At 73.5% G+C, this 17,927-nt stretch carries 10 protein-coding genes and 1 rRNA gene; 6 read left to right on the plus strand and 5 right to left on the minus strand.

Going from position 1 to position 17,927, the window contains the following annotated elements; all coding sequences use genetic code 11:
- Positions 1-16: 16 nt before the first annotated feature.
- Together ACN20G_RS11105 and ACN20G_RS11110 are read right to left on the minus strand one after the other, a co-directional pair.
- Positions 17-1,539 (minus strand): 16S ribosomal RNA (locus tag ACN20G_RS11105).
- Positions 1,540-2,201: 662 nt separating this feature from the next.
- On the minus strand, positions 2,202-2,729 hold the full coding sequence (locus ACN20G_RS11110) for a MarR family winged helix-turn-helix transcriptional regulator (protein WP_424212588.1): 528 nt from the start codon (positions 2,727-2,729) through the stop codon (positions 2,202-2,204).
- A 126-nt stretch (positions 2,730-2,855) separates the two neighbouring features.
- Between ACN20G_RS11110 and ACN20G_RS11115 the strand changes: the two genes are divergently transcribed.
- Complete coding sequence (locus tag ACN20G_RS11115; RefSeq protein WP_424215472.1) at positions 2,856-4,154, plus strand: MFS transporter; 1,299 nt, start codon at positions 2,856-2,858, stop codon at positions 4,152-4,154.
- Positions 4,155-4,250: 96 nt separating this feature from the next.
- Here ACN20G_RS11115 and ACN20G_RS11120 read toward each other — a convergent pair whose 3' ends face one another.
- Entirely contained in the window at positions 4,251-5,996 is a 1,746-nt protein-coding gene (locus ACN20G_RS11120; RefSeq protein ID WP_424215473.1) for an ATP-binding SpoIIE family protein phosphatase, read from the minus strand.
- A 183-nt stretch (positions 5,997-6,179) separates the two neighbouring features.
- Positions 6,180-7,514 (minus strand): NAD(P)/FAD-dependent oxidoreductase, encoded by a 1,335-nt coding sequence (locus tag ACN20G_RS11125; protein WP_424215474.1) that lies wholly within the window; start codon positions 7,512-7,514, stop codon positions 6,180-6,182.
- Between the two features lie 470 nt (positions 7,515-7,984).
- On the opposite strand from ACN20G_RS11125, the gene ACN20G_RS11130 reads away from it, so the two are divergent.
- Both ACN20G_RS11130 and ACN20G_RS11135 read left to right on the plus strand, forming a co-directional pair.
- A complete protein-coding gene (locus tag ACN20G_RS11130; protein WP_424215475.1) occupies positions 7,985-8,794 on the plus strand; it encodes a TetR/AcrR family transcriptional regulator in 810 nt (269 codons plus the stop codon).
- A gap of 305 nt (positions 8,795-9,099) precedes the next feature.
- Positions 9,100-11,118 (plus strand): sigma-70 family RNA polymerase sigma factor, encoded by a 2,019-nt coding sequence (locus ACN20G_RS11135; RefSeq protein ID WP_424212589.1) that lies wholly within the window; start codon positions 9,100-9,102, stop codon positions 11,116-11,118.
- Positions 11,119-11,127: 9 nt separating this feature from the next.
- Here ACN20G_RS11135 and ACN20G_RS11140 read toward each other — a convergent pair whose 3' ends face one another.
- Positions 11,128-13,344, minus strand: coding sequence for an asparagine synthase-related protein (locus tag ACN20G_RS11140; RefSeq protein WP_424212590.1), 2,217 nt, complete (start codon positions 13,342-13,344; stop codon positions 11,128-11,130).
- 703 nt (positions 13,345-14,047) lie between these two features.
- Here ACN20G_RS11140 and ACN20G_RS11145 point away from each other — a divergent pair.
- The 3 genes from ACN20G_RS11145 to trmB all read left to right on the plus strand — a co-directional run bounded on the left by ACN20G_RS11145 (position 14,048) and on the right by trmB (position 17,897).
- Positions 14,048-15,652 carry a sporulation protein gene (locus ACN20G_RS11145; RefSeq protein ID WP_424212591.1) on the plus strand — a complete coding sequence of 535 codons (1,605 nt, stop codon included), beginning with the start codon at positions 14,048-14,050 and terminating at the stop codon, positions 15,650-15,652.
- Positions 15,653-15,816: 164 nt separating this feature from the next.
- Positions 15,817-17,031 carry an L-2-hydroxyglutarate oxidase gene (gene lhgO, locus ACN20G_RS11150; protein WP_424212592.1) on the plus strand — a complete coding sequence of 405 codons (1,215 nt, stop codon included), beginning with the start codon at positions 15,817-15,819 and terminating at the stop codon, positions 17,029-17,031.
- A gap of 41 nt (positions 17,032-17,072) precedes the next feature.
- The gene (gene trmB / locus ACN20G_RS11155) at positions 17,073-17,897 is read left to right on the plus strand and encodes a tRNA (guanosine(46)-N7)-methyltransferase TrmB (RefSeq protein WP_424215476.1); all 825 of its coding nucleotides are present in this window, start codon (positions 17,073-17,075) and stop codon (positions 17,895-17,897) included.
- Positions 17,898-17,927: the final 30 nt, after the last annotated feature.

A 17,927-nucleotide genomic window follows, 5' to 3' on the forward strand; every position in this document is an offset into this window, starting at 1 on the left:
GTACTGTGCTCCTTAGAAAGGAGGTGATCCAGCCGCACCTTCCGGTACGGCTACCTTGTTACGACTTCGTCCCAATCGCCAGTCCCACCTTCGACAGCTCCCTCCACAAGGGTTGGGCCACCGGCTTCGGGTGTTACCGACTTTCGTGACGTGACGGGCGGTGTGTACAAGGCCCGGGAACGTATTCACCGCAGCAATGCTGATCTGCGATTACTAGCGACTCCGACTTCATGGGGTCGAGTTGCAGACCCCAATCCGAACTGAGACCGGCTTTTTGAGATTCGCTCCACCTCACGGTATCGCAGCTCATTGTACCGGCCATTGTAGCACGTGTGCAGCCCAAGACATAAGGGGCATGATGACTTGACGTCGTCCCCACCTTCCTCCGAGTTGACCCCGGCGGTCTCCTGTGAGTCCCCATCACCCCGAAGGGCATGCTGGCAACACAGGACAAGGGTTGCGCTCGTTGCGGGACTTAACCCAACATCTCACGACACGAGCTGACGACAGCCATGCACCACCTGTATACCGACCACAAGGGGGCGACCATCTCTGGCCGTTCCGGTATATGTCAAGCCTTGGTAAGGTTCTTCGCGTTGCGTCGAATTAAGCCACATGCTCCGCCGCTTGTGCGGGCCCCCGTCAATTCCTTTGAGTTTTAGCCTTGCGGCCGTACTCCCCAGGCGGGGAACTTAATGCGTTAGCTGCGGCACGGACGACGTGGAATGTCGCCCACACCTAGTTCCCAACGTTTACGGCGTGGACTACCAGGGTATCTAATCCTGTTCGCTCCCCACGCTTTCGCTCCTCAGCGTCAGTATCGGCCCAGAGATCCGCCTTCGCCACCGGTGTTCCTCCTGATATCTGCGCATTTCACCGCTACACCAGGAATTCCGATCTCCCCTACCGAACTCTAGCCTGCCCGTATCGAATGCAGACCCGGGGTTAAGCCCCGGGCTTTCACATCCGACGTAACAAGCCGCCTACGAGCTCTTTACGCCCAATAATTCCGGACAACGCTTGCGCCCTACGTATTACCGCGGCTGCTGGCACGTAGTTAGCCGGCGCTTCTTCTGCAGGTACCGTCACTTTCGCTTCTTCCCTGCTGAAAGAGGTTTACAACCCGAAGGCCGTCATCCCTCACGCGGCGTCGCTGCATCAGGCTTTCGCCCATTGTGCAATATTCCCCACTGCTGCCTCCCGTAGGAGTCTGGGCCGTGTCTCAGTCCCAGTGTGGCCGGTCGCCCTCTCAGGCCGGCTACCCGTCGTCGCCTTGGTAGGCCATCACCCCACCAACAAGCTGATAGGCCGCGGGCTCATCCTTCACCGCCGGAGCTTTCCACCCGAGAAGATGCCTTCCCGAGTCGTATCCGGTATTAGACCCCGTTTCCAGGGCTTGTCCCAGAGTGAAGGGCAGATTGCCCACGTGTTACTCACCCGTTCGCCACTAATCCACCCCGAAGGGCTTCATCGTTCGACTTGCATGTGTTAAGCACGCCGCCAGCGTTCGTCCTGAGCCAGGATCAAACTCTCCGTGAATGTTTACCGGTAATCCGGTGCCCACTCGCGTTGAGCGGAACAGACATAGGCCGGAATGTGGCCGTCTGTTCACAGCGTCCTCGCTGTGTGGTTGCCTCACACGATCCGAAGAGGATCGTCCGAGGACTTTTCAAAGGAACCTCGTCTCCGAAGAGACGGGGTATCAACATATCTGGCGTTGATTTTTGGCACGCTGTTGAGTTCTCAAGGTGCGGACGCTTCCTTCGTTCCCGTTTCCGGGCCCTCCGGGCGCTTCCTTCGTTCTTGCTCTTGTTTTTCGTTCTTGCGTTTCCGACTCTATCACACCGTTTCCGGCCCGATTTCCTCGGTGCTTTCCAGTTCCTCGCTTTCGCGATTTTCTTTCCGGCGTTTCCGACTCTATCAGACCGTTTCCGGCCTGACTCCCAGTCAGCGGGGCTTGTCTTTCCGGCTGTTGGGCCGTTCCGACTCCCGAACTCTAGCGCTTCTTCCCGGTGATGCCCAATCGGCGTCTCGGAAAGGAATTCGGACATGCCGAATACGTTCCCGAAGGAAGTCGTGCTGGAGAAAAGGGATGCCGCGACGAGGCGGCGGGATGGTCGTTCCGGAACCTTGCGACTCCGGGACAACTCGAAGAACCTTACGGACTCCGCAGGGCTGTGTCAACCCCGCCTCCCGTCCCTCTACTGAAGGCCCTCGACCCGGTCCAGCAGCCTTCCGAGGATGTCGCCCAGCAGGGCCCGCTCCGGGGTCGAGAGGTCCTGGAGCAGGTCCTCCTCGAAGACCGAGGCCATCCGCATGGCCTCCAGCCACTTGCTGCGGCCCTCGTCGGTCAGGCCCACGATCACGCGGACCCGGTTCGCCTCGTCCCGTTCCCGGGTGACCAGACCCTCCGAGGTCATGCGGTCGATGCGGTGGGTCATCGCGGCCGGGGTCAGGCCGAGCTGCTTGGCGAGCTCGCTCGGGCCCATCCGGTACGGGGCCCCGGAGAGGACGAGGGCCTTGAGGACCTCCCACTCCGCGTTGCTGATGCCCAGGGCGGAGGTCTGCCGGCCGTAGGCCACGTTCATCCGCCGGTTCAGGCGGCTCAGGGCCGAGACGACCTTCTCCACCTGGGGATCCAGGTCCTGGAACTCGCGCTGGTAGGCCGCGATCTGCTCGTCGATGGTCGGTTCGTCGAGGGGGCCTGTGGCCTCCGGGGTGTCACCCATGCCGCCGAGTATGGCACGGCTCTCGTTGCCGCTTAACTCCTTCGATGTGTAGAGTTAAGGGTCGAAGTTTAGGTGTGAAGTCTTCAGGTCTTCAGGTTCAAGGGCAGGTGAGTAGTGACCAAGGTGATGGGCGCGGCCATGCGGCGCATCCAGGCGGGCAACGCGCTGAGCGCGTTCGGCATCGGTTTCACGGTTCCGTTCCTCTACGTCTATGTGGCGCAGGTGCGGGATCTGGGGTCGGGCGTCGCCGGTGTCGTACTCGGCGTGTTCGCCTTGGCCGCTCTGATCGTGCTGCCCTTCACCGGGCGGATCATCGACCGGCGCGGGCCGGTGCCGGTGCTGGTGGGGGCCGCCGTCGTGGCCTCGTTGGGCGCGCTGAGCCTGGGGCTCGCGTCCGGGACCGCGCACGTGGTGGCGTCCGCCGCGCTGCTCGGTGCCGGTTCCGCCGTCATGCAGCCGGCGCTCGCCACGATGATCGTGTGGTGCTCGACCCCGCAGACGCGCACGCGCTCCTTCGCCCTGCAGTTCTTCCTGCAGAACCTGGGTCTGGGCATCGGTGGCCTCATCGGCGGCCAGATCGTCGACACCTCGCGGCCCGACAGCTTCCTGCTCCTCTTCTCCATCGAGGCCGTCATGTTCCTGGTGCTCGCGGGCATCGGGATGACCGTGCGGCTGCCGCACAGCGCCGTGATCTCCGACAGCGTCTCGGAGAGGAAGCCGGGCGGCGGCTGGGGCGCGCTGCTGCGGCACAAGGCGATGGTGCAGCTCTGCGTGCTCGGGTTCGTGTTGTTCTTCGCCTGTTACGGGCAGTTCGAGTCGGGTCTGGCCGCGTACGGCACCGAGGCGGCCGGGATCACGCCGAAGGCGCTCGGGTACGCGCTGTTCGCGAACACCCTCGCGATCGTGATCGCGCAGTTCGTCGTGCTGCGGCTGGTGGAGAACCGGCGGCGGTCGCGGGTGATCGCGCTGGTGGGCGTGATCTGGACCTTCGCGTGGATCATCGCGGGGTACGCGGGTCTGGGGCACGGCAGCCAGGCGATGGCCACGGCCGCGTTCATCTCCACGTACGCGCTGTTCGGGATCGGCGAGTCGATGCTGTCGCCGACCGTGGCGCCGCTGGTGGCCGATCTGGCGCCGGAGTCGGCGGTCGGTCAGTACAACTCGGCGTTCGCGCTGGTCAAGCAGATGGCGCTGGCCGTCGGGCCCGCGATCGGCGGTCCGATGGGCGCGGCGCTGCACGGTCCGTACATCCTGACGTTCATCGTGTTCTCGCTGGGCATCAGCTGGCTGGCGCTGCGGCTGGGGCGGCAGCTCACGCCGGGGCAGGACAATCCGTCGCTGGTGCGGACGACGATCTCGGTCGGGGGCGGGGCCCCGCAGACCGCGGCGCCGGTCCGGGAGTCGCGGGAGTCGGTCGGGGTCTGAGACCCCGCTCCGCGCGCGGCACGTACGACGAGGGCCCGTCGGGCATCCGTTTCCTGAAGGAACGGGTGGCCGGCGGGCCCTTTCGTGTGCGCGGGGTCAGTCGGCGCGGGGGGTGGGGAGGGCGAACTCGCACCAGACGGCCTTGCCGCCGCCGGGGGTGCGGCGGGTGCCCCAGGAGGAGGCGATGGTGGCGATGATCGAGATGCCGCGGCCGGTCTCGTCGGCGGGTTCGGCGCGGCGGCGGCGCGGGAGGTGGTCGTCCCCGTCGGTGACCTCGATGATCAGGCGCCGGTCGGTGCGGCGCAGGCGCAGCCGCATGGGCGGGGTGCCGTGCTGGAGGGAGTTCGCGACGAGCTCGCTGGCGGCCAGGACCCCCAGGTCGCACAGGTCCACCGGGAAGCGCCAGGAGGTGAGGACGCCCTGGGCGAAGGCGCGGGCGCGGGGGGCGGCCTCGACCCCGCCGAGCAGTTCGAGGGCGGCGTTGTGGAAGAGCTCGGCGTCGGGGCCGGTGCGGGTGGGGTGCTGGAGGACGAGGACGGCGACGTCGTCGTCGTGGTCGGCGTCGACGCCGAGGGCACGCATCACGCGGTCGCAGATGACGGCGGGGGTGCCCTGGGCGCCGGACAGAGCGCGTTCGAGGGCGGCGACGCCTTCGTCGATGTCCTCGCCGCGGCGTTCGACGAGGCCGTCGGTGTAGAGGACGGCGGTGGCGCCGGGGCCCAGGGCGATGGTGCCGGAGGTGTGGAGCCAGCCGCCGGTGCCCAGGGGCGGGCCGGTGGGGTCGGCGGCGCGGCGGACGGTGCCGTCCTCGTCGCGGACGAGGATCGGGAGGTGGCCGGCGGAGGCGTAGGCGAGGACGCCCTCGTTCGGGTCGTGGACGGCGTACACGCAGGTGGCGATCTGGCTGGCGTCGATCTCGGCGGCGAGGCCGTCGAGGAGTTGCAGGACCTCGTGCGGGGGGAGGTCGAGGCGGGCGTAGGCGCGGACGGCGGTGCGGAGCTGGCCCATGACGGCGGCGGCGCGGACGCCGCGGCCCATGACGTCGCCGATGACGAGGGCGGTGCGGCCGGCGCCGAGGGTGATCACGTCGTACCAGTCGCCGCCGACCGCGGCCTCGGTGCCGCCGGGGTGGTAGGTGGCGGCGATGCGCAGGTCGTCGGGTTCCTCCAGTTCCTGGGGGAGGAGGGAGCGCTGGAGGGTGACGGCGGCCTCGCGCTGGCGGCGTTCGCCGGCGCGGAGGCGGTCGACGGCCTCGGCGTGGTCGGTGACGTCGGCGAGGTGGATGAGGATGCCGCCGCTGTCGGGGGCCGGGAAGGAGACGGGGGCGCAGGTCGCGGTGTAGGAGCTGCCGCCGGCGGCCTTGCGGTTCTTGACGGTGCGGGGTTTTCCGCTGCGCAGGACCTGGTCGAGGAGGGGCAGCAGGCCGAGGTCGTCGAGTTCGGGGAGGGCGGTGTGGGCGGGGCCGCCGAGGGTGCGGGGGCCGAAGCCGGCGGACCAGGCGTCGTTGAGGTAGGCGACGCGGTGGTCGGTGCCCGTGACGAGGGCGACGAGGGCGGGCAGGCCGGCGAGGACCTCGCGGACGGAGAGGTCGTCGGGTGAGGGCAGCGGGGCCGGGGGCGCGGCGTCCGGGGGGCCGGGGGTGGGGTCCGGGTGGGGGGCGGTCGGGTCGCCGGGGACGGCGGCGCGGTCGGTGCCGGTGCCGGCGGACGGCTCGACGCGGCCGCCGCGGGCCGCGGGCACGGAGCCCTCGCCCCGCTTGGCCTGGGCGGCGGCCTGTTCGTTCCGTGCGGCGGCGCGGCGCTGCGTGCCGGGGAAGCGGGCGCTCCAGCGCGTGAAGTTCACTGCGTTCAAGCCTCGTGGTGTCGCTCGTGGTCGCTGTGTCGCTCGGGGCCGCACGGCCGCGGGACGCCGGCGAGGGCGGAGGGGGCGGGGACGGGGGACGGGTGGGGCCGGTGGTCGTCACTCTGCGCAGGTGTGGGCACACCTATGGTCACACGTCCAGTGTGGCCGACCGGAACGGTCGCGTCAGCCGGCTCCCGGTTCGCGGGGTGGGTCGGCGGGCGGTGGGGGCGGGGGTGGGTCGGTGGTCGCGCCGGCGGCGAGTTCGAATTCGGCGCGGGGGTGTTCGAGCGAGCCGAGGGAGACGATCTCGCGGGTGAAGAGGCCGGAGAGGGTCCATTCGGCGAGGACGCGGGTTTTGCGGTTGAGGGTGGGGACGCGGCTGAGGTGGTAGGCGCGGTGCATGAACCAGGCGGGGTATCCCTTGAGTTTCCGCCCGTACACATGTGCCACTCCCTGGTGGAGGCCGAGGGAGGCGACGGAGCCGACGTGGGCGTGCCGGTAGTCGGTGGTGGGGCGGCCGCGGAGGGTGGCGAGGAGGTTGTCGGCGAGGACCTTGGCCTGTCGGACGGCGTGCTGGGCGTTGGGGGCACAGTTCGTGCCCTTCCGGTCCGAGGTGAGGTCGGGGACGTCGGCGGCGTCGCCGGCGGCCCAGGCGCCCTCGACCCCTTCGACGGAGAGCCGGGCGGTGCAGCGCAGGCGGCCGCGTTCGGTGGTGGGGAGGTCGGTGGCGGCGATCAGGGGGTGGGGTTTCACGCCGGCGGTCCAGACGATGGTGCGGGTGCGCAATCGGGTGCCGTCGGAGAGGACGGCGATTCGGTTCTCGCACGATTCGAGCCGGGTGCCCAGGCGTACGTCGATATTGCGTCGACGCAGCTCGCGCACGGTGTAGCGGCCCAACTCGGGGCCGACCTCCGGCAGAATCCGGTCACTGGCCTCGACGAGGATCCACTTCATGTCCTCGGGGGTCACGTTGTGGTGGTAGCGGGTCGCGTAGCGGGCCATGTTCTCCAACTCGCCGAGCGCTTCGACGCCCGCGTAACCGCCGCCGACGAATACGAAGGTGAGTGCGGCGGCGCGTACTTCGGGATCGCGGGTGGAGGTCGCGATGTCCATCTGTTCGATGACGTGATTGCGCAGTCCGATGGCTTCCTCGACCGTCTTGAAACCGATGCCGTGATCGGCGAGTCCCGGGATGGGGAGGGTGCGCGAAACGGAACCGGGGGCGAGGACGAGATGGTCGTATTCCAGGGTGATCGGACCCGCCTCCTCGTCCCGGGTGGCGAGGGTGGCCACCTCGACGGTACGCGCGGCGTGGTCGACGCGGCGGGCCTCTCCGACGACGATGCGGCAGCCGTCGAGCACCCGGCGCAGGGGAACCACCACGTGACGAGGGGAGATGGAGCCGGCGGCGGCCTCGGGGAGGAAGGGCTGATACGTCATGTAGGGCTCGGGGGTCACGACGGTGACCTCGGCCTCTCCGGCGCGCAGCTTCCGCTGGAGCCGCAGTGCCGTGTACATGCCGACGTAACCGCCGCCGACGACGAGGACGCGCGTACGGGGCGGGGTAGCGGAGTCCCCGGCACGGGAGTTGTCAGCCTTCACCGTCCCATGACGCAACGCGGCCGAGAGTTTGTCCACAGCCCTGACTAATTGTGTGACCGGAACTCGGGTGTGGAGAGGGTGTGGACGCGGTGTGCGCGGGGGGTCCCGGGGGTGGACGGGAGGGCAGGTCAGACGGGGCGTGAAGGGCTCCGGGGGGGCGTGGGGAGGGGGGTTCGGAGGAAAAGTGGGGTCGAATGCTCCGATCGGGCGGCGGTCCGCAGGGGGCACCCTCTTCTGAATTGACTCGTGCTCAACTATGTTCGTTACTCGCCGAGGAGTGTTGTGTCACCTGTCACCGCACGTGTGGGGACGAGAAGGGGCGCACTCCGAGGGCACAAGGTGGGGAGTGTCTCCGGGGGGAGACAAATGATTACCGGGGGAAAATGATGCACATTTCCGACTTCCACGCTTCCGCGACGGCGCTGCCGGGCGACAACCACGGGCGGCCCGTGGCGGCCGCCGGGGTCCCCGTCGGCGGCACCGGGCACGCCCTGGGCCGCGCGACGCCGTTGCGCGTCGACGCCCAGCGCAACCTGGAGCACGTGCTGCGCGCCGCCCGCGAGGTGTTCGGTGAACTCGGGTACGGCGCGCCGATGGAGGACGTGGCCCGCCGCGCCCGAGTGGGCGTGGGCACCGTGTACCGGCGGTTCCCGAGCAAGGACGTGCTGGTGCGGCGGATAGCCGAGGAGGAGACGGCCCGGCTCACCGAGCAGGCCCGTACCGCGCTGGGGCAGGAGGAGGAGCCCTGGCAGGCCCTCTCCCGCTTCCTGCGGACCTCGGTCGCGTCCGGGGCCGGGCGACTGCTGCCCCCGCAGGTGCTGCGGGTGGGCACGGCGGCCGAGGACGCCGGGAGCGCCGCCGAGGCCGACGCCCAGGCGGCGGGTCGGATCGCGGAGTCGGCGCGGGTGCCGCAGCAGCGGCAGTTCGGCGCGGGCGAGCCGACGGGGGCCCGGCGCGGGCTGCTCGACGAGCCCTCTCCCGACGCGGGGGCGGGCGCGCTGCTGGAGGTCGTGGGCCGGCTGGTGGAGCGGGCCCGGGCGGCCGGTGAGCTGCGGGCCGACGTGACGGTCGCGGACGTGCTGCTGGTGATCGCCACGGCGGCGCCGGCGCTGCCGGACCCGGCGCAGCAGCAGGCCGCGTCGAACCGGCTGTTGGACATCCTGCTGGAGGGTCTGCGCTCGCGCACCGCCGGCTGAGTCGGTGGTGACGGTCCCGGGGAGCCCCCGGGACCGTCGGCCGGATGCCCGAGGCGCGCTGTCGCCACCCCCGGTGGGGGTGGTGCGGCGCGGTCACGGCCCGGGTCGCGCGTGCGGGTGAACCGCGGGGCGGTCGGGGCGGGTGGGATGCCAGGGGTCGATCTCGAACAACTGCCCATCGGGACGGTGTTTCGTGCCGTGTTCCCGGACGGGTGGAACGTGGGCGGACCGGCTCGTCGGGCGCCCTCCGTGTGCCAGTCTCGATCGGTGTACCGGTTGAGCTCGGCGTAGTGGAGGCCCGCGCCATGGACGGTGACGGCCGGGAGTTCGCGGCCTCGGACGCGTCGGACGGACGGCCCCCGGGGGTCGATCCCGAGGAGGGCTCCTCCGGCGACGGCGCCGATCGCGGCTCGGACCGGGGCTCGGGCCAGGGCTCGGACTGGCCCGCCCAGGTGCCCGCGCAGCGGCATCCCGAGCGGGCCGGGGGCGGGGACGCCGGGGGCGCGCCCTCGGACGCGGAGCTGATCGTGCGGATGCGGGCCGGGGACGACGGCGCGTACGAGGAGTTGTTCCGTCGGCACGCCCGTTCCGTACGGCGCTACGCCGGCACCTGCTGTCGGGACGCGCACACGGCCGAGGACCTGACCGCCGAGGTGTTCACCCGAACCCTCCAGGCGGTGCGGGCCGGGGCCGGGCCGGAGCACGCGGTGCGGGCCTACCTGTTGACGACGGTGCGCCGGGTGGCCGCCGGCTGGACGAAGTCGGCGCGGCGCGAGCACCTGGTCGAGGACTTCGCGGTCTTCGCCGAACAGGCCGCGGGCGCCGGCGCCGGGGACGGCGCGGGGGCCGAGTCGGCCGCCGGGTCCGTGAGCGGCGAGGTGGTGGAGGCCGGGGCCGAGGTCCGGGCCATGCGCCGGGCCGAACGCTCGCTGGCCGTGCAGGCGTTTCGCAGCCTGCCCGAGCGGTGGCAGGCCGTGCTGTGGCACACGGCGGTGGAGGAGGAGGCGCCGAGCGCGGTGGCCCCGCTGTTCGGTCTGACGCCGAACGCGACCGCCGTGCTGGCCGTGCGGGCCCGGGAGGGCCTCAAGCAGGCATACCTCCAGGCGCACGTCAGCTCGGCGCTCAGCGCGGGCGGCGACTGCGCGCGGTACGCGGACCGGCTCGGCGCCTACGCGCGCGGGGGACTGCGCACCCGGGCCGAGCGGGGGCTGCGCAAACACCTGGAGGAGTGCTCCGCCTGCCGGGCGGCGGCGGGCGAACTGCGCGACGTGAACGCCGGGATCCCGGCGCTGCTGCCGGTCGCGGTCATCGGGTGGTTCGCCGCCGGGTACGCGGCGAAGGCGGCCGGGGTCGTCGCCGGCGGGGTGGTGGCCGCCGGCGGGGCCGGGGCCGCCGCCGCGAGCGGCGGGCTCGGGGCGGGCGCCTCGGGCGCCGCGACGGGCACGGCGGGCGCGACGGCCGGGGCGGGTGCGGGCGCCGGGGCCGGGGCCGGGGCCGGGGCGGGTGGGGTGGCCGCCGAGGGGCTCGGGATGCCGGTGAAGGTGGGCATCGCGGCGAGCGTGGCCGTGGCCGCCGCCGCCGGCCTCGTGTACGCGCTGACCGGGAGCGAGCCGGCGCCGCGCGCCGAACCCGCGCCGGCGCCCGTGCCGACCGCGATCGCGCCCCTGGTGCCGAAGCCGCCGAAGCCGGCCGGGACCTCCCCGAGGCCGAGCCCGCCGCCCCGGCCCGCGCCCCCGCGCCCCGTGCTCACACCGCCGAGCCCGCGGCCCTCCGCCACTCCCCCGCGCCGGCCGAGCCCGCGACCCTCGCCCCGGCCGAGCCGGCCGGCGGCCTCGCCCGTGCCGATCCCGCCGCGCCCCTCGCCCCGGCCGAGCACCAGGCCGCCGGCGCCGGCCGGGTTCCCGCTGGCCCGGTTGGGGCAGTCGGCGTTCGGGGACCACAGCGGGCCGGAGGTGGTCAGCGGGGAGAGTTCCTGGGTGTGGCGCCGGTTGGGGGTGCGGATCGGTGGGACCGGCTACGAGCAGGGCGTCACCGTGCACGCCCGTTCCGACGTGACGATCGCGCTGAACCGGCCCTGCCGGAGCTTCGCGGCCCGGGTGGGCGTGGACGACCTCGCGCTCGGGTCCCCGGGCACCGTCCGGTTCTCCGTGTGGGCCGACGGGACCCGGTTGTGGCGCTCGCCGGTGCTGGGCCACGGGGACCCGGCGGTGGACGTGGGGGTGTCGCTGACCGGGCGGCGGACGCTGCGGCTGGTCGTGGAGCCCGCCGAACCGCGTGCCCTGCCGGTCCTGGCGAGCTGGGCCCGGGCCGTCGTGGCCTGCTGAGCCCCGCGCTCAGGACAGGGCGGGCCGGGGGGTCGCGGCCGGCATGTGCGGGACGGCGCGGCGGCGGGGCGTGGCCGAGCCGGTCCAGCAGGTGCCCCGGCGGGCCAGCAGCCGGCGCAGCCACAGTTCCACGGAGACGAGTTCGGCGAGTCCGTCGAGGGGGACGCGGCGGCCGTCGGCGGCGTCGGCCAGGGCGCGGCGCACCACGCGGGCCTCGATCAGGCCCGCGTCGGCGAGCAGCGGGGCGCTGAACAGGGCGAGCAGGGTGGGCAGGGCGGCGCGCAGGCCGAGCCGGCCGGAGACCTCGTGCGGCAGGGTCGTGCCCACGCCCCAGCCGGCGGGCAGGTCACGGACCCCGCTGCCGGCGAGGACGGTGCGCAGGATCTCGGCGCGGGCGCCGGGTCGGACCCGGAGGGATTCGGGGACGGCGCGGGCGGCGCGGACCACCTGGTTGTCGAGGAACGGGGCGTGCAGGCGCTGCCCGCGTACCTCGGCGGCCTGTTCGAGGACCCGGTGGTCGGCCGCGTGTCGGGTGAGGGCGGCGCGGGCCCGGGCCTCGCCGGGGCGCAGTGAGAGCGGGGGGCGGCCGGCGGCGGCGGTGAGCCGGAGGGCGACCTCGGCGAGGGCCTCGCCGGTGAGCCAGTGCGCGGCGGGGCCGGGGCGGGCCCAGGCGAGGGCGGCAAGCGATGCCTCGACGGCGTCGGTGGGGCGGGGGACGGGTCGGGGGTCGCGGAGGCGTTCGGCGGCCTGTTCGAGGCCGGCGCGGTAGGGGGTGCGGGCCAGGCGGCGGGCGGCGGAGTAGACGGTGAAGGGGACGAGGAGGGACTGCCCCTCGGCGCCGCCGGCGGCGCGGGCGAGGGCGGCGACGGGGCGCAGCAGGTGGCGGCGGCGCCGGTCGAGGAGGAGGTCGGCGAGGCGGGCCGGGTGGGCGTCGAGGACCTGGCGGGCGCCGTGGCCGACGATGTGGTCGGCGCTGCCGGCGGCGAGGCGGCGGCGTTCGCGGGCGGCGGTGACGAGGGCGGGGCCGGGTTCGTCGGTGAGGGGCCCGTCGAGGTCGGCGTAGGGCAGGGCCTCTTCGGCGGCGGCGACGACCACGTGGTGCAGGCGGGGGTCGGCGGCGAGTTCGTGGGCGCGGGCGAGTTCGGCGGCGCGGCCCTGGGGGGTGGTGAGGTCGTTGAAGGTGACGGCGAGGAGGCGTTCGCCTGCGAGGGAGCGCAGGCCGCCGGAGAGGTCGCCGAGGCCGCCGACGACCCCGGGGGCGCCGGGCAGGCCGGCGGCGAGGAGGGCGAGGGTGGCGGAGGCGCTGCCGCCGGAGAGGTCGGCGCCGAGTCCGGGGGCGGGGGCGCCCCGGGCGGCGCGGCGGTCGGCGGGGCCCATGCCGGGGACGGGGCCGGGGTCGTGCGGGGGGTGTTCCGGGGCATGGCGGGGCGCCGTGAGCCGGGCGCGCACCGCGCCGACGAGTGCTTCGCGCACGCCCTCCAGGGCGGCGTCGACGGGGAGTTCGGGGGCGGCGACGGCGAGGGAGGCGACGGGTTCGTGGCCGGCGATCTCGCGGGAGCCCTCGCGCAGGATGAGGGCGTGGCCGGGGGGCACGCGGCGGACGCCGACGTAGGGGGTGCCGTCGCCGAGGGCCTCGGGGGAGTCGGGGCAGGCCAGGAGGGCGGCGAGGTGGCCGATGTCGAGTTGGGCCTCGATGAGGTCGGCCAGGGGCAGGGCGGCGGTGGCGTAGGCGGTGCCGCCGGCCCAGGGGGTGTGGAAGACGGGGCGGGCGCCGGCGAGGTCGCCGAGGACGGTGACGCGGCGGCCGGTCTGGACGACGACGGTGTGGCTGCCGGTGAAGGCGGTGAGGTGGCGCAGGGCGCCGCCGCGCGCGGCGGTCAGGGCGGCCCGGAGTTCGGTGTCGGAGGCGCCGCAGCAGCCGAGGACGGCGAGCCGAGTGAAGGGGTCGGCGGGGTCGGCGGTGACGAGGCGGATCTCGTCGGGGCGCCAGTCGCCGACGGCCCAGAGGGGGTCGGGGTCGCCCCACAGGAGTTGGGCGCCGACGGGCAGGACGGTGCGGTCGGCGTTGGGGGTCTCGTCGGCGAAGCCGCCGTCGGTGCCCGCGCGGCCCGGGGGTTCCAGGGGGTCCCAGGGGTCGGGGGGCGTGCCGTGCCGGCCCGGTCCGGGGACGCGGCCGGCCGTGCCGAAGCTCGCGGAGACACTGCTCCACCCCACCAACCAGCGCACCGCCGCCTCCCCAGCCTGTGGACGTGCCGGATCGGCTCCGGTGTCGTTGGCACATGCCCGGGGCACGCTCGGCTGCGGTGTCCTCGTGTTCGGCCCAAGCGGCGCGCGGAGGCGGCCGGTGAGACCCGGGGGGTTTACGGCTCCATGCTGCCACGAGACGCGCGTGGGGACAGGGCGAAGGGGGGCGCGCGTGAGAATGAACGCGCCCCCACCATGCGGTATTTGGCGTTCCGTTACCCGCGTCCCATAGGTCGGTTTCGGCCATTCTTCACGGGCCTTCACCGATTCCCCACGGGCGAGAATCCGCCCCCCGGCGCTCCGGCGCGCGCCGCCCGGGGGCACGGTCCGGGAGGCGCGGCCCGCCTCCCGAACCGGTCCGTCGCCCGCGGGGATTGAGGCGACGGTTCCCCCGACCCGCCGATCCGTGCGGCGGGCCGACCCACGCACCGCCCATCGAAACGCCGCCCCCGCCCACCGCCCAGAGCGCACGGGCGGGCGCACGGCCACACGCCCGGAGCACGCGCCGCCGAGTGCGCCCCCGCCCCGGGGCCCGCCCCCGGCCGTACGTACGGACAACAATCCCGCCATGTGGAAAGCGGGGCCTTAACGCTTGGGATTCGGCGAACTACGCTGGGTTTACGAATGCCGGGCGCCTATGCCGCGTCGGCCGTCTGCGTTCCACGTGTGACGAGGGGTGTGGCGCATGTCCAGGGAGCTGCGTGAGCCGAACGAGAAGCTCGGCGCCGTCCTCGCCCTCGCGGGCATCAGCAACGCGGGACTGGCCCGGCGCGTCAACGATCTCGGCGCCCAGCGGGGTCTGACGCTCCGCTACGACAAGACCTCCGTGGCCCGGTGGGTCTCGAAGGGGATGGTGCCCCAGGGCGCCGCACCACACCTGATCGCCGCCGCGATCGGGGCCAAGCTCGGCCGCCCCGTGCCCCTGCACGAGATCGGCCTCGCCGACGCCGACCCCGCGCCCGAGGTCGGCCTCTCCTTCCCGCGCGACGTGGCCGGCGCGGTCCGTTCGGCCACCGACCTGTACCGGCTCGACCTCGCCGGGCGGCGGGGCAATGGCGGGATCTGGCAATCGCTGGCCGGCTCGTTCTCGGTCTCGGCCTATGCCACTCCGGCCTCCCGCTGGCTGATATCTCCCGTCGACAGCTCGGTCGCCCGCGAGGCCCCCCGGCCCCGCCCCACCGACGAACACGGCACCGCCACGCCCGGGATCGCGGCCGCGACCGCGACCACGGCGGGCATCGGCCTGCCCTCGACGGCCCCCGCGACCGCGCCGCCCCTCCCGACCCCGGCACCGGCACCGGCACCGACCGTGCCCGCGTCCGGGTCCGCGTCCGGGTCCGCGTCCGGGTCCACAGGCACCGGCCCCGGGCTCCAGCGGGTCGGGCACAGCGACGTGGCCAAGCTCCGCGAGGCCGCCGAGGACGCCCGCCGCTGGGACAGCAAGTACGGCGGCGGCGACTGGCGGTCCTCGATGGTCCCCGAATGCCTCCGCGTGGACGCCGCCCCGCTGCTCCTGGGCTCCTACACCGACGAGGTGGGCCGCGCCCTGTTCGGCGCCACCGCCGAGCTGACCCGCCTCGCCGGCTGGATGGCCTTCGACACCGGGCAGCAGGAGGCCGCCCAGCGCTACTACATCCAGGCACTGCGCCTGGCCCGGGCCGCCGCCGACGTGCCGCTCGGCGGGTACGTGCTCGCGTCCATGTCCCTCCAGGCCACCTACCGCGACTTCGCCGACGAGGGCGTCGACCTCGCGCAGGCCGCCGTGGAACGCAACCGCGGCCTGGCCACCGCCCGCACCATGAGCTTCTTCCGGCTGGTCGAGGCCCGCGCCCACGCCAAGGCCGGGGACTCCGCCGCCGCCGGGGCCGCGCTGCGGGCCGCCGAGGGCTGGCTGGAGCGCTCCCGCGAAGGGGACGAGGACCCGAGCTGGCTCGGCTTCTACTCCTACGACCGCTTCGCCGCCGACGCCGCCGAGTGCTACCGCGACCTGCGGCTGCCCCGGCAGGTCCGCCGGTTCACCGAGCAGGCCCTGTCCCGGCCCACCGAGGAGTACGTGCGCTCGCACGGGCTGCGGCTCGTCGTCAGCGCCGTCGCCGAGCTGGAGTCCGGCAACCTCGACGCGGCCTGCGCCGCCGGCACCCGCGCGGTCGAGGTCGCCGGCCGCATCTCCTCGGCCCGCACCACCGAGTACGTCCGTGACCTGCTGCACCGCCTGGAGCCCTACGGCGACGAACCGCGCGTGGCCGAACTGCGCGAACGCGCCCGGCCGCTCCTGGTCGCCCCCGCGTAACCTTCCGCACTGCCGGCACACTCGGTCCGGGTCGCCCTCACCGGCGACCTCTCCCCCGCCCGCCCGACGGGACCGGGGGAGCGCCGAAGCCTCGGCCCCACGACGGCCCGCCCGCGCCGTCGTCGCCGAGGCCGGCTCCGGGTCGGTGGGGACGGGAGTGCAGTATGGCTGGGGTGGGAGGTGGCAGCGTGGACTGCGACGTGCTGGTGATCGGCGGTGGCATCGTCGGTCTGTCGACCGCGTGGGCCCTGTCCCGACTCGCGCCCGGGACCCGGGTGACCGTCCTGGAGAAGGAGGCCGGCCCCGCCCGGCACCAGACCGGACGCAACAGCGGCGTGATCCACAGCGGCGTCTACTACCGCCCCGACTCCCTCAAGGCCCGGTACGCCGTACGCGGCGCCGCCGAGATGGTGAGGTTCTGCGCCGAACACGGCATACCGCACGAGGTCACCGGCAAGCTCATCGTCGCCGGCGACCGCGAGGAACTCCCCCGCCTGCACGCCCTCGCCCAACGCGCCCGCCGCAACGGCATCCCGGTCCGCGAACTCGGCCCCGCCCAGATCGCCGAACACGAACCCGCGGTGCGCGGCGCCGCCGCCCTGCACGTGGCCACCACCGGCATCGTCGACTACACCCGGGTCAGCGAGACCCTGGCCGCCGAATCCGGCGCCCGCCTCGTGTTCGGCTCCGCCGTGGACCGGATCGGCCGCCGCCCCGGCCGCGTCGCCGTCCGCACCGAGAACGGCGCCGTGTACCGGGCCCGCGCCCTGGTCAACTGCGCCGGCCTGCACTGCGACCGGATCGCCCGCCTCGCCGGCGACGACCCGGGGATGCGGATCGTCCCCTTCCGCGGCGAGTACTTCGACCTCGCGCGCCCCGAACTCGTGCGCGGCCTGGTCTACCCCGTGCCCGACCCCGCGTTCCCCTTCCTCGGCGTGCACCTGACCCGCGGCATCGGCGGCGGGGTGCACGTGGGCCCCAACGCCGTGCCCGCCCTGGCCCGCGAGGGCTACGACTGGCGCACGATCCGCCCCCGCGACCTCGCCGAGGAACTCGCCTGGCCCGGCTCCTGGCACCTGGCCGCCCGGCACTGGCGCTACGGGGCCGACGAGATCCACCGGTCCCTGTCCAAGCGGGTCTTCACCGAGGCCGTCCGCCGGCTGCTGCCCGCCGTCACCGAGGAGGACCTGCGACCCGCCCCCGCCGGGGTCCGGGCCCAGGCCGTACTGCGGGACGGGACCCTCGTGGACGACTTCCTGATCCGCGAGGCCCCGGGCACGGTGCACGTGCTCAACGCGCCCTCCCCCGCCGCCACCGCCTCCCTGCCCATCGGCCGCGAGATCGCCCGCCGCGTCCTGGCCCGGCTCGGCGACGACTGACCGACCCGGCGCCCCACCGGCCCGGACCGTAGAATCGACGCATTGTGTCTGACTCCACCGCACCCCAGCCCAGCGCCCCGGAGAGCACCCCGGAGGCCGCGTCCGCGTCCGCGTACACCCCGCCGCGCTGGCGCACCGAGCCCCGGTTCCCCGACGGCCCCGCGCCCGACCCGGCCGGCTCGCACCACGAACGCCGCATCCGCAGCTTCCAGCCGCGCCGCAGCCGGGTGACCACCGGGCAGGAGGACGCGCTGCGCCGCCTGTGGGGCACCTGGGGCTTCGACATCGACGGCAAGGGGGTCCTCGACCTGGACGCGATGTTCGGCGGCCGGCCGGTGGTGCTGGAGATCGGCTTCGGCATGGGCGAGGCCACCGCGCAGATGGCCGCGGAGGACCCGGACACCGGCGTCATCGCCGCCGACGTGCACACCCCCGGCCAGGGCAACCTCCTCGCGCTCGCCGAGAAGGCCGGCGTGGACAACGTGCGCGTGGCCAACGGCGACGCGATCATCCTGCTGCGCGAGATGATCCCCCCGCACTCGCTGGCGGGCCTGCGCGTCTACTTCCCCGACCCGTGGCCCAAGAAGAAGCACCACAAGCGCCGCCTCATCCAGCCCGAGTTCCTCTCCCTGGCCGCGACCCGGCTGGCCCCCGGCGCGCTGCTGCACTGCGCCACCGACTGGGAGCCGTACGCGGAGCAGATGCTGGAGGTGCTGACCGAGCACCCCGACTACGTCAACTCGCGGGAGGACGGCGGCTTCGCGCCGCGCCCGGCCTTCCGACCGCTGACCCGCTTCGAGGGACAGGGCCTGGACAAGGGCCACCTCGTGCACGACTTGCTCTTCCATCGGGTGGACCTCGCCTGAGGTCACTCCCCGTGTCGGTGTCACTCGCTA

The sequence above is a fragment of the Streptomyces dryopteridis genome (assembly GCF_049606955.1).
Lineage (GTDB): Bacteria > Actinomycetota > Actinomycetes > Streptomycetales > Streptomycetaceae > Streptomyces.

Excerpts from the sequence above, each read along its gene's own strand:
- ACN20G_RS11110 (WP_424212588.1), bottom strand. The coding sequence starts at position 2,729 with ATGGGTGACACCCCGGAGGCCACAGGCCCCCTCGACGAACCGACCATC.
- ACN20G_RS11115 (WP_424215472.1), top strand. The coding sequence starts at position 2,856 with ATGGGCGCGGCCATGCGGCGCATCCAGGCGGGCAACGCGCTGAGCGCG.
- ACN20G_RS11125 (WP_424215474.1), bottom strand. The coding sequence starts at position 7,514 with ATGTACACGGCACTGCGGCTCCAGCGGAAGCTGCGCGCCGGAGAGGCC.
- ACN20G_RS11130 (WP_424215475.1), top strand. The coding sequence starts at position 7,985 with ATGCACATTTCCGACTTCCACGCTTCCGCGACGGCGCTGCCGGGCGAC.
- ACN20G_RS11135 (WP_424212589.1), top strand. The coding sequence starts at position 9,100 with ATGGACGGTGACGGCCGGGAGTTCGCGGCCTCGGACGCGTCGGACGGA.
- ACN20G_RS11145 (WP_424212591.1), top strand. The coding sequence starts at position 14,048 with ATGTCCAGGGAGCTGCGTGAGCCGAACGAGAAGCTCGGCGCCGTCCTC.
- lhgO (WP_424212592.1), top strand. The coding sequence starts at position 15,817 with ATGGCTGGGGTGGGAGGTGGCAGCGTGGACTGCGACGTGCTGGTGATC.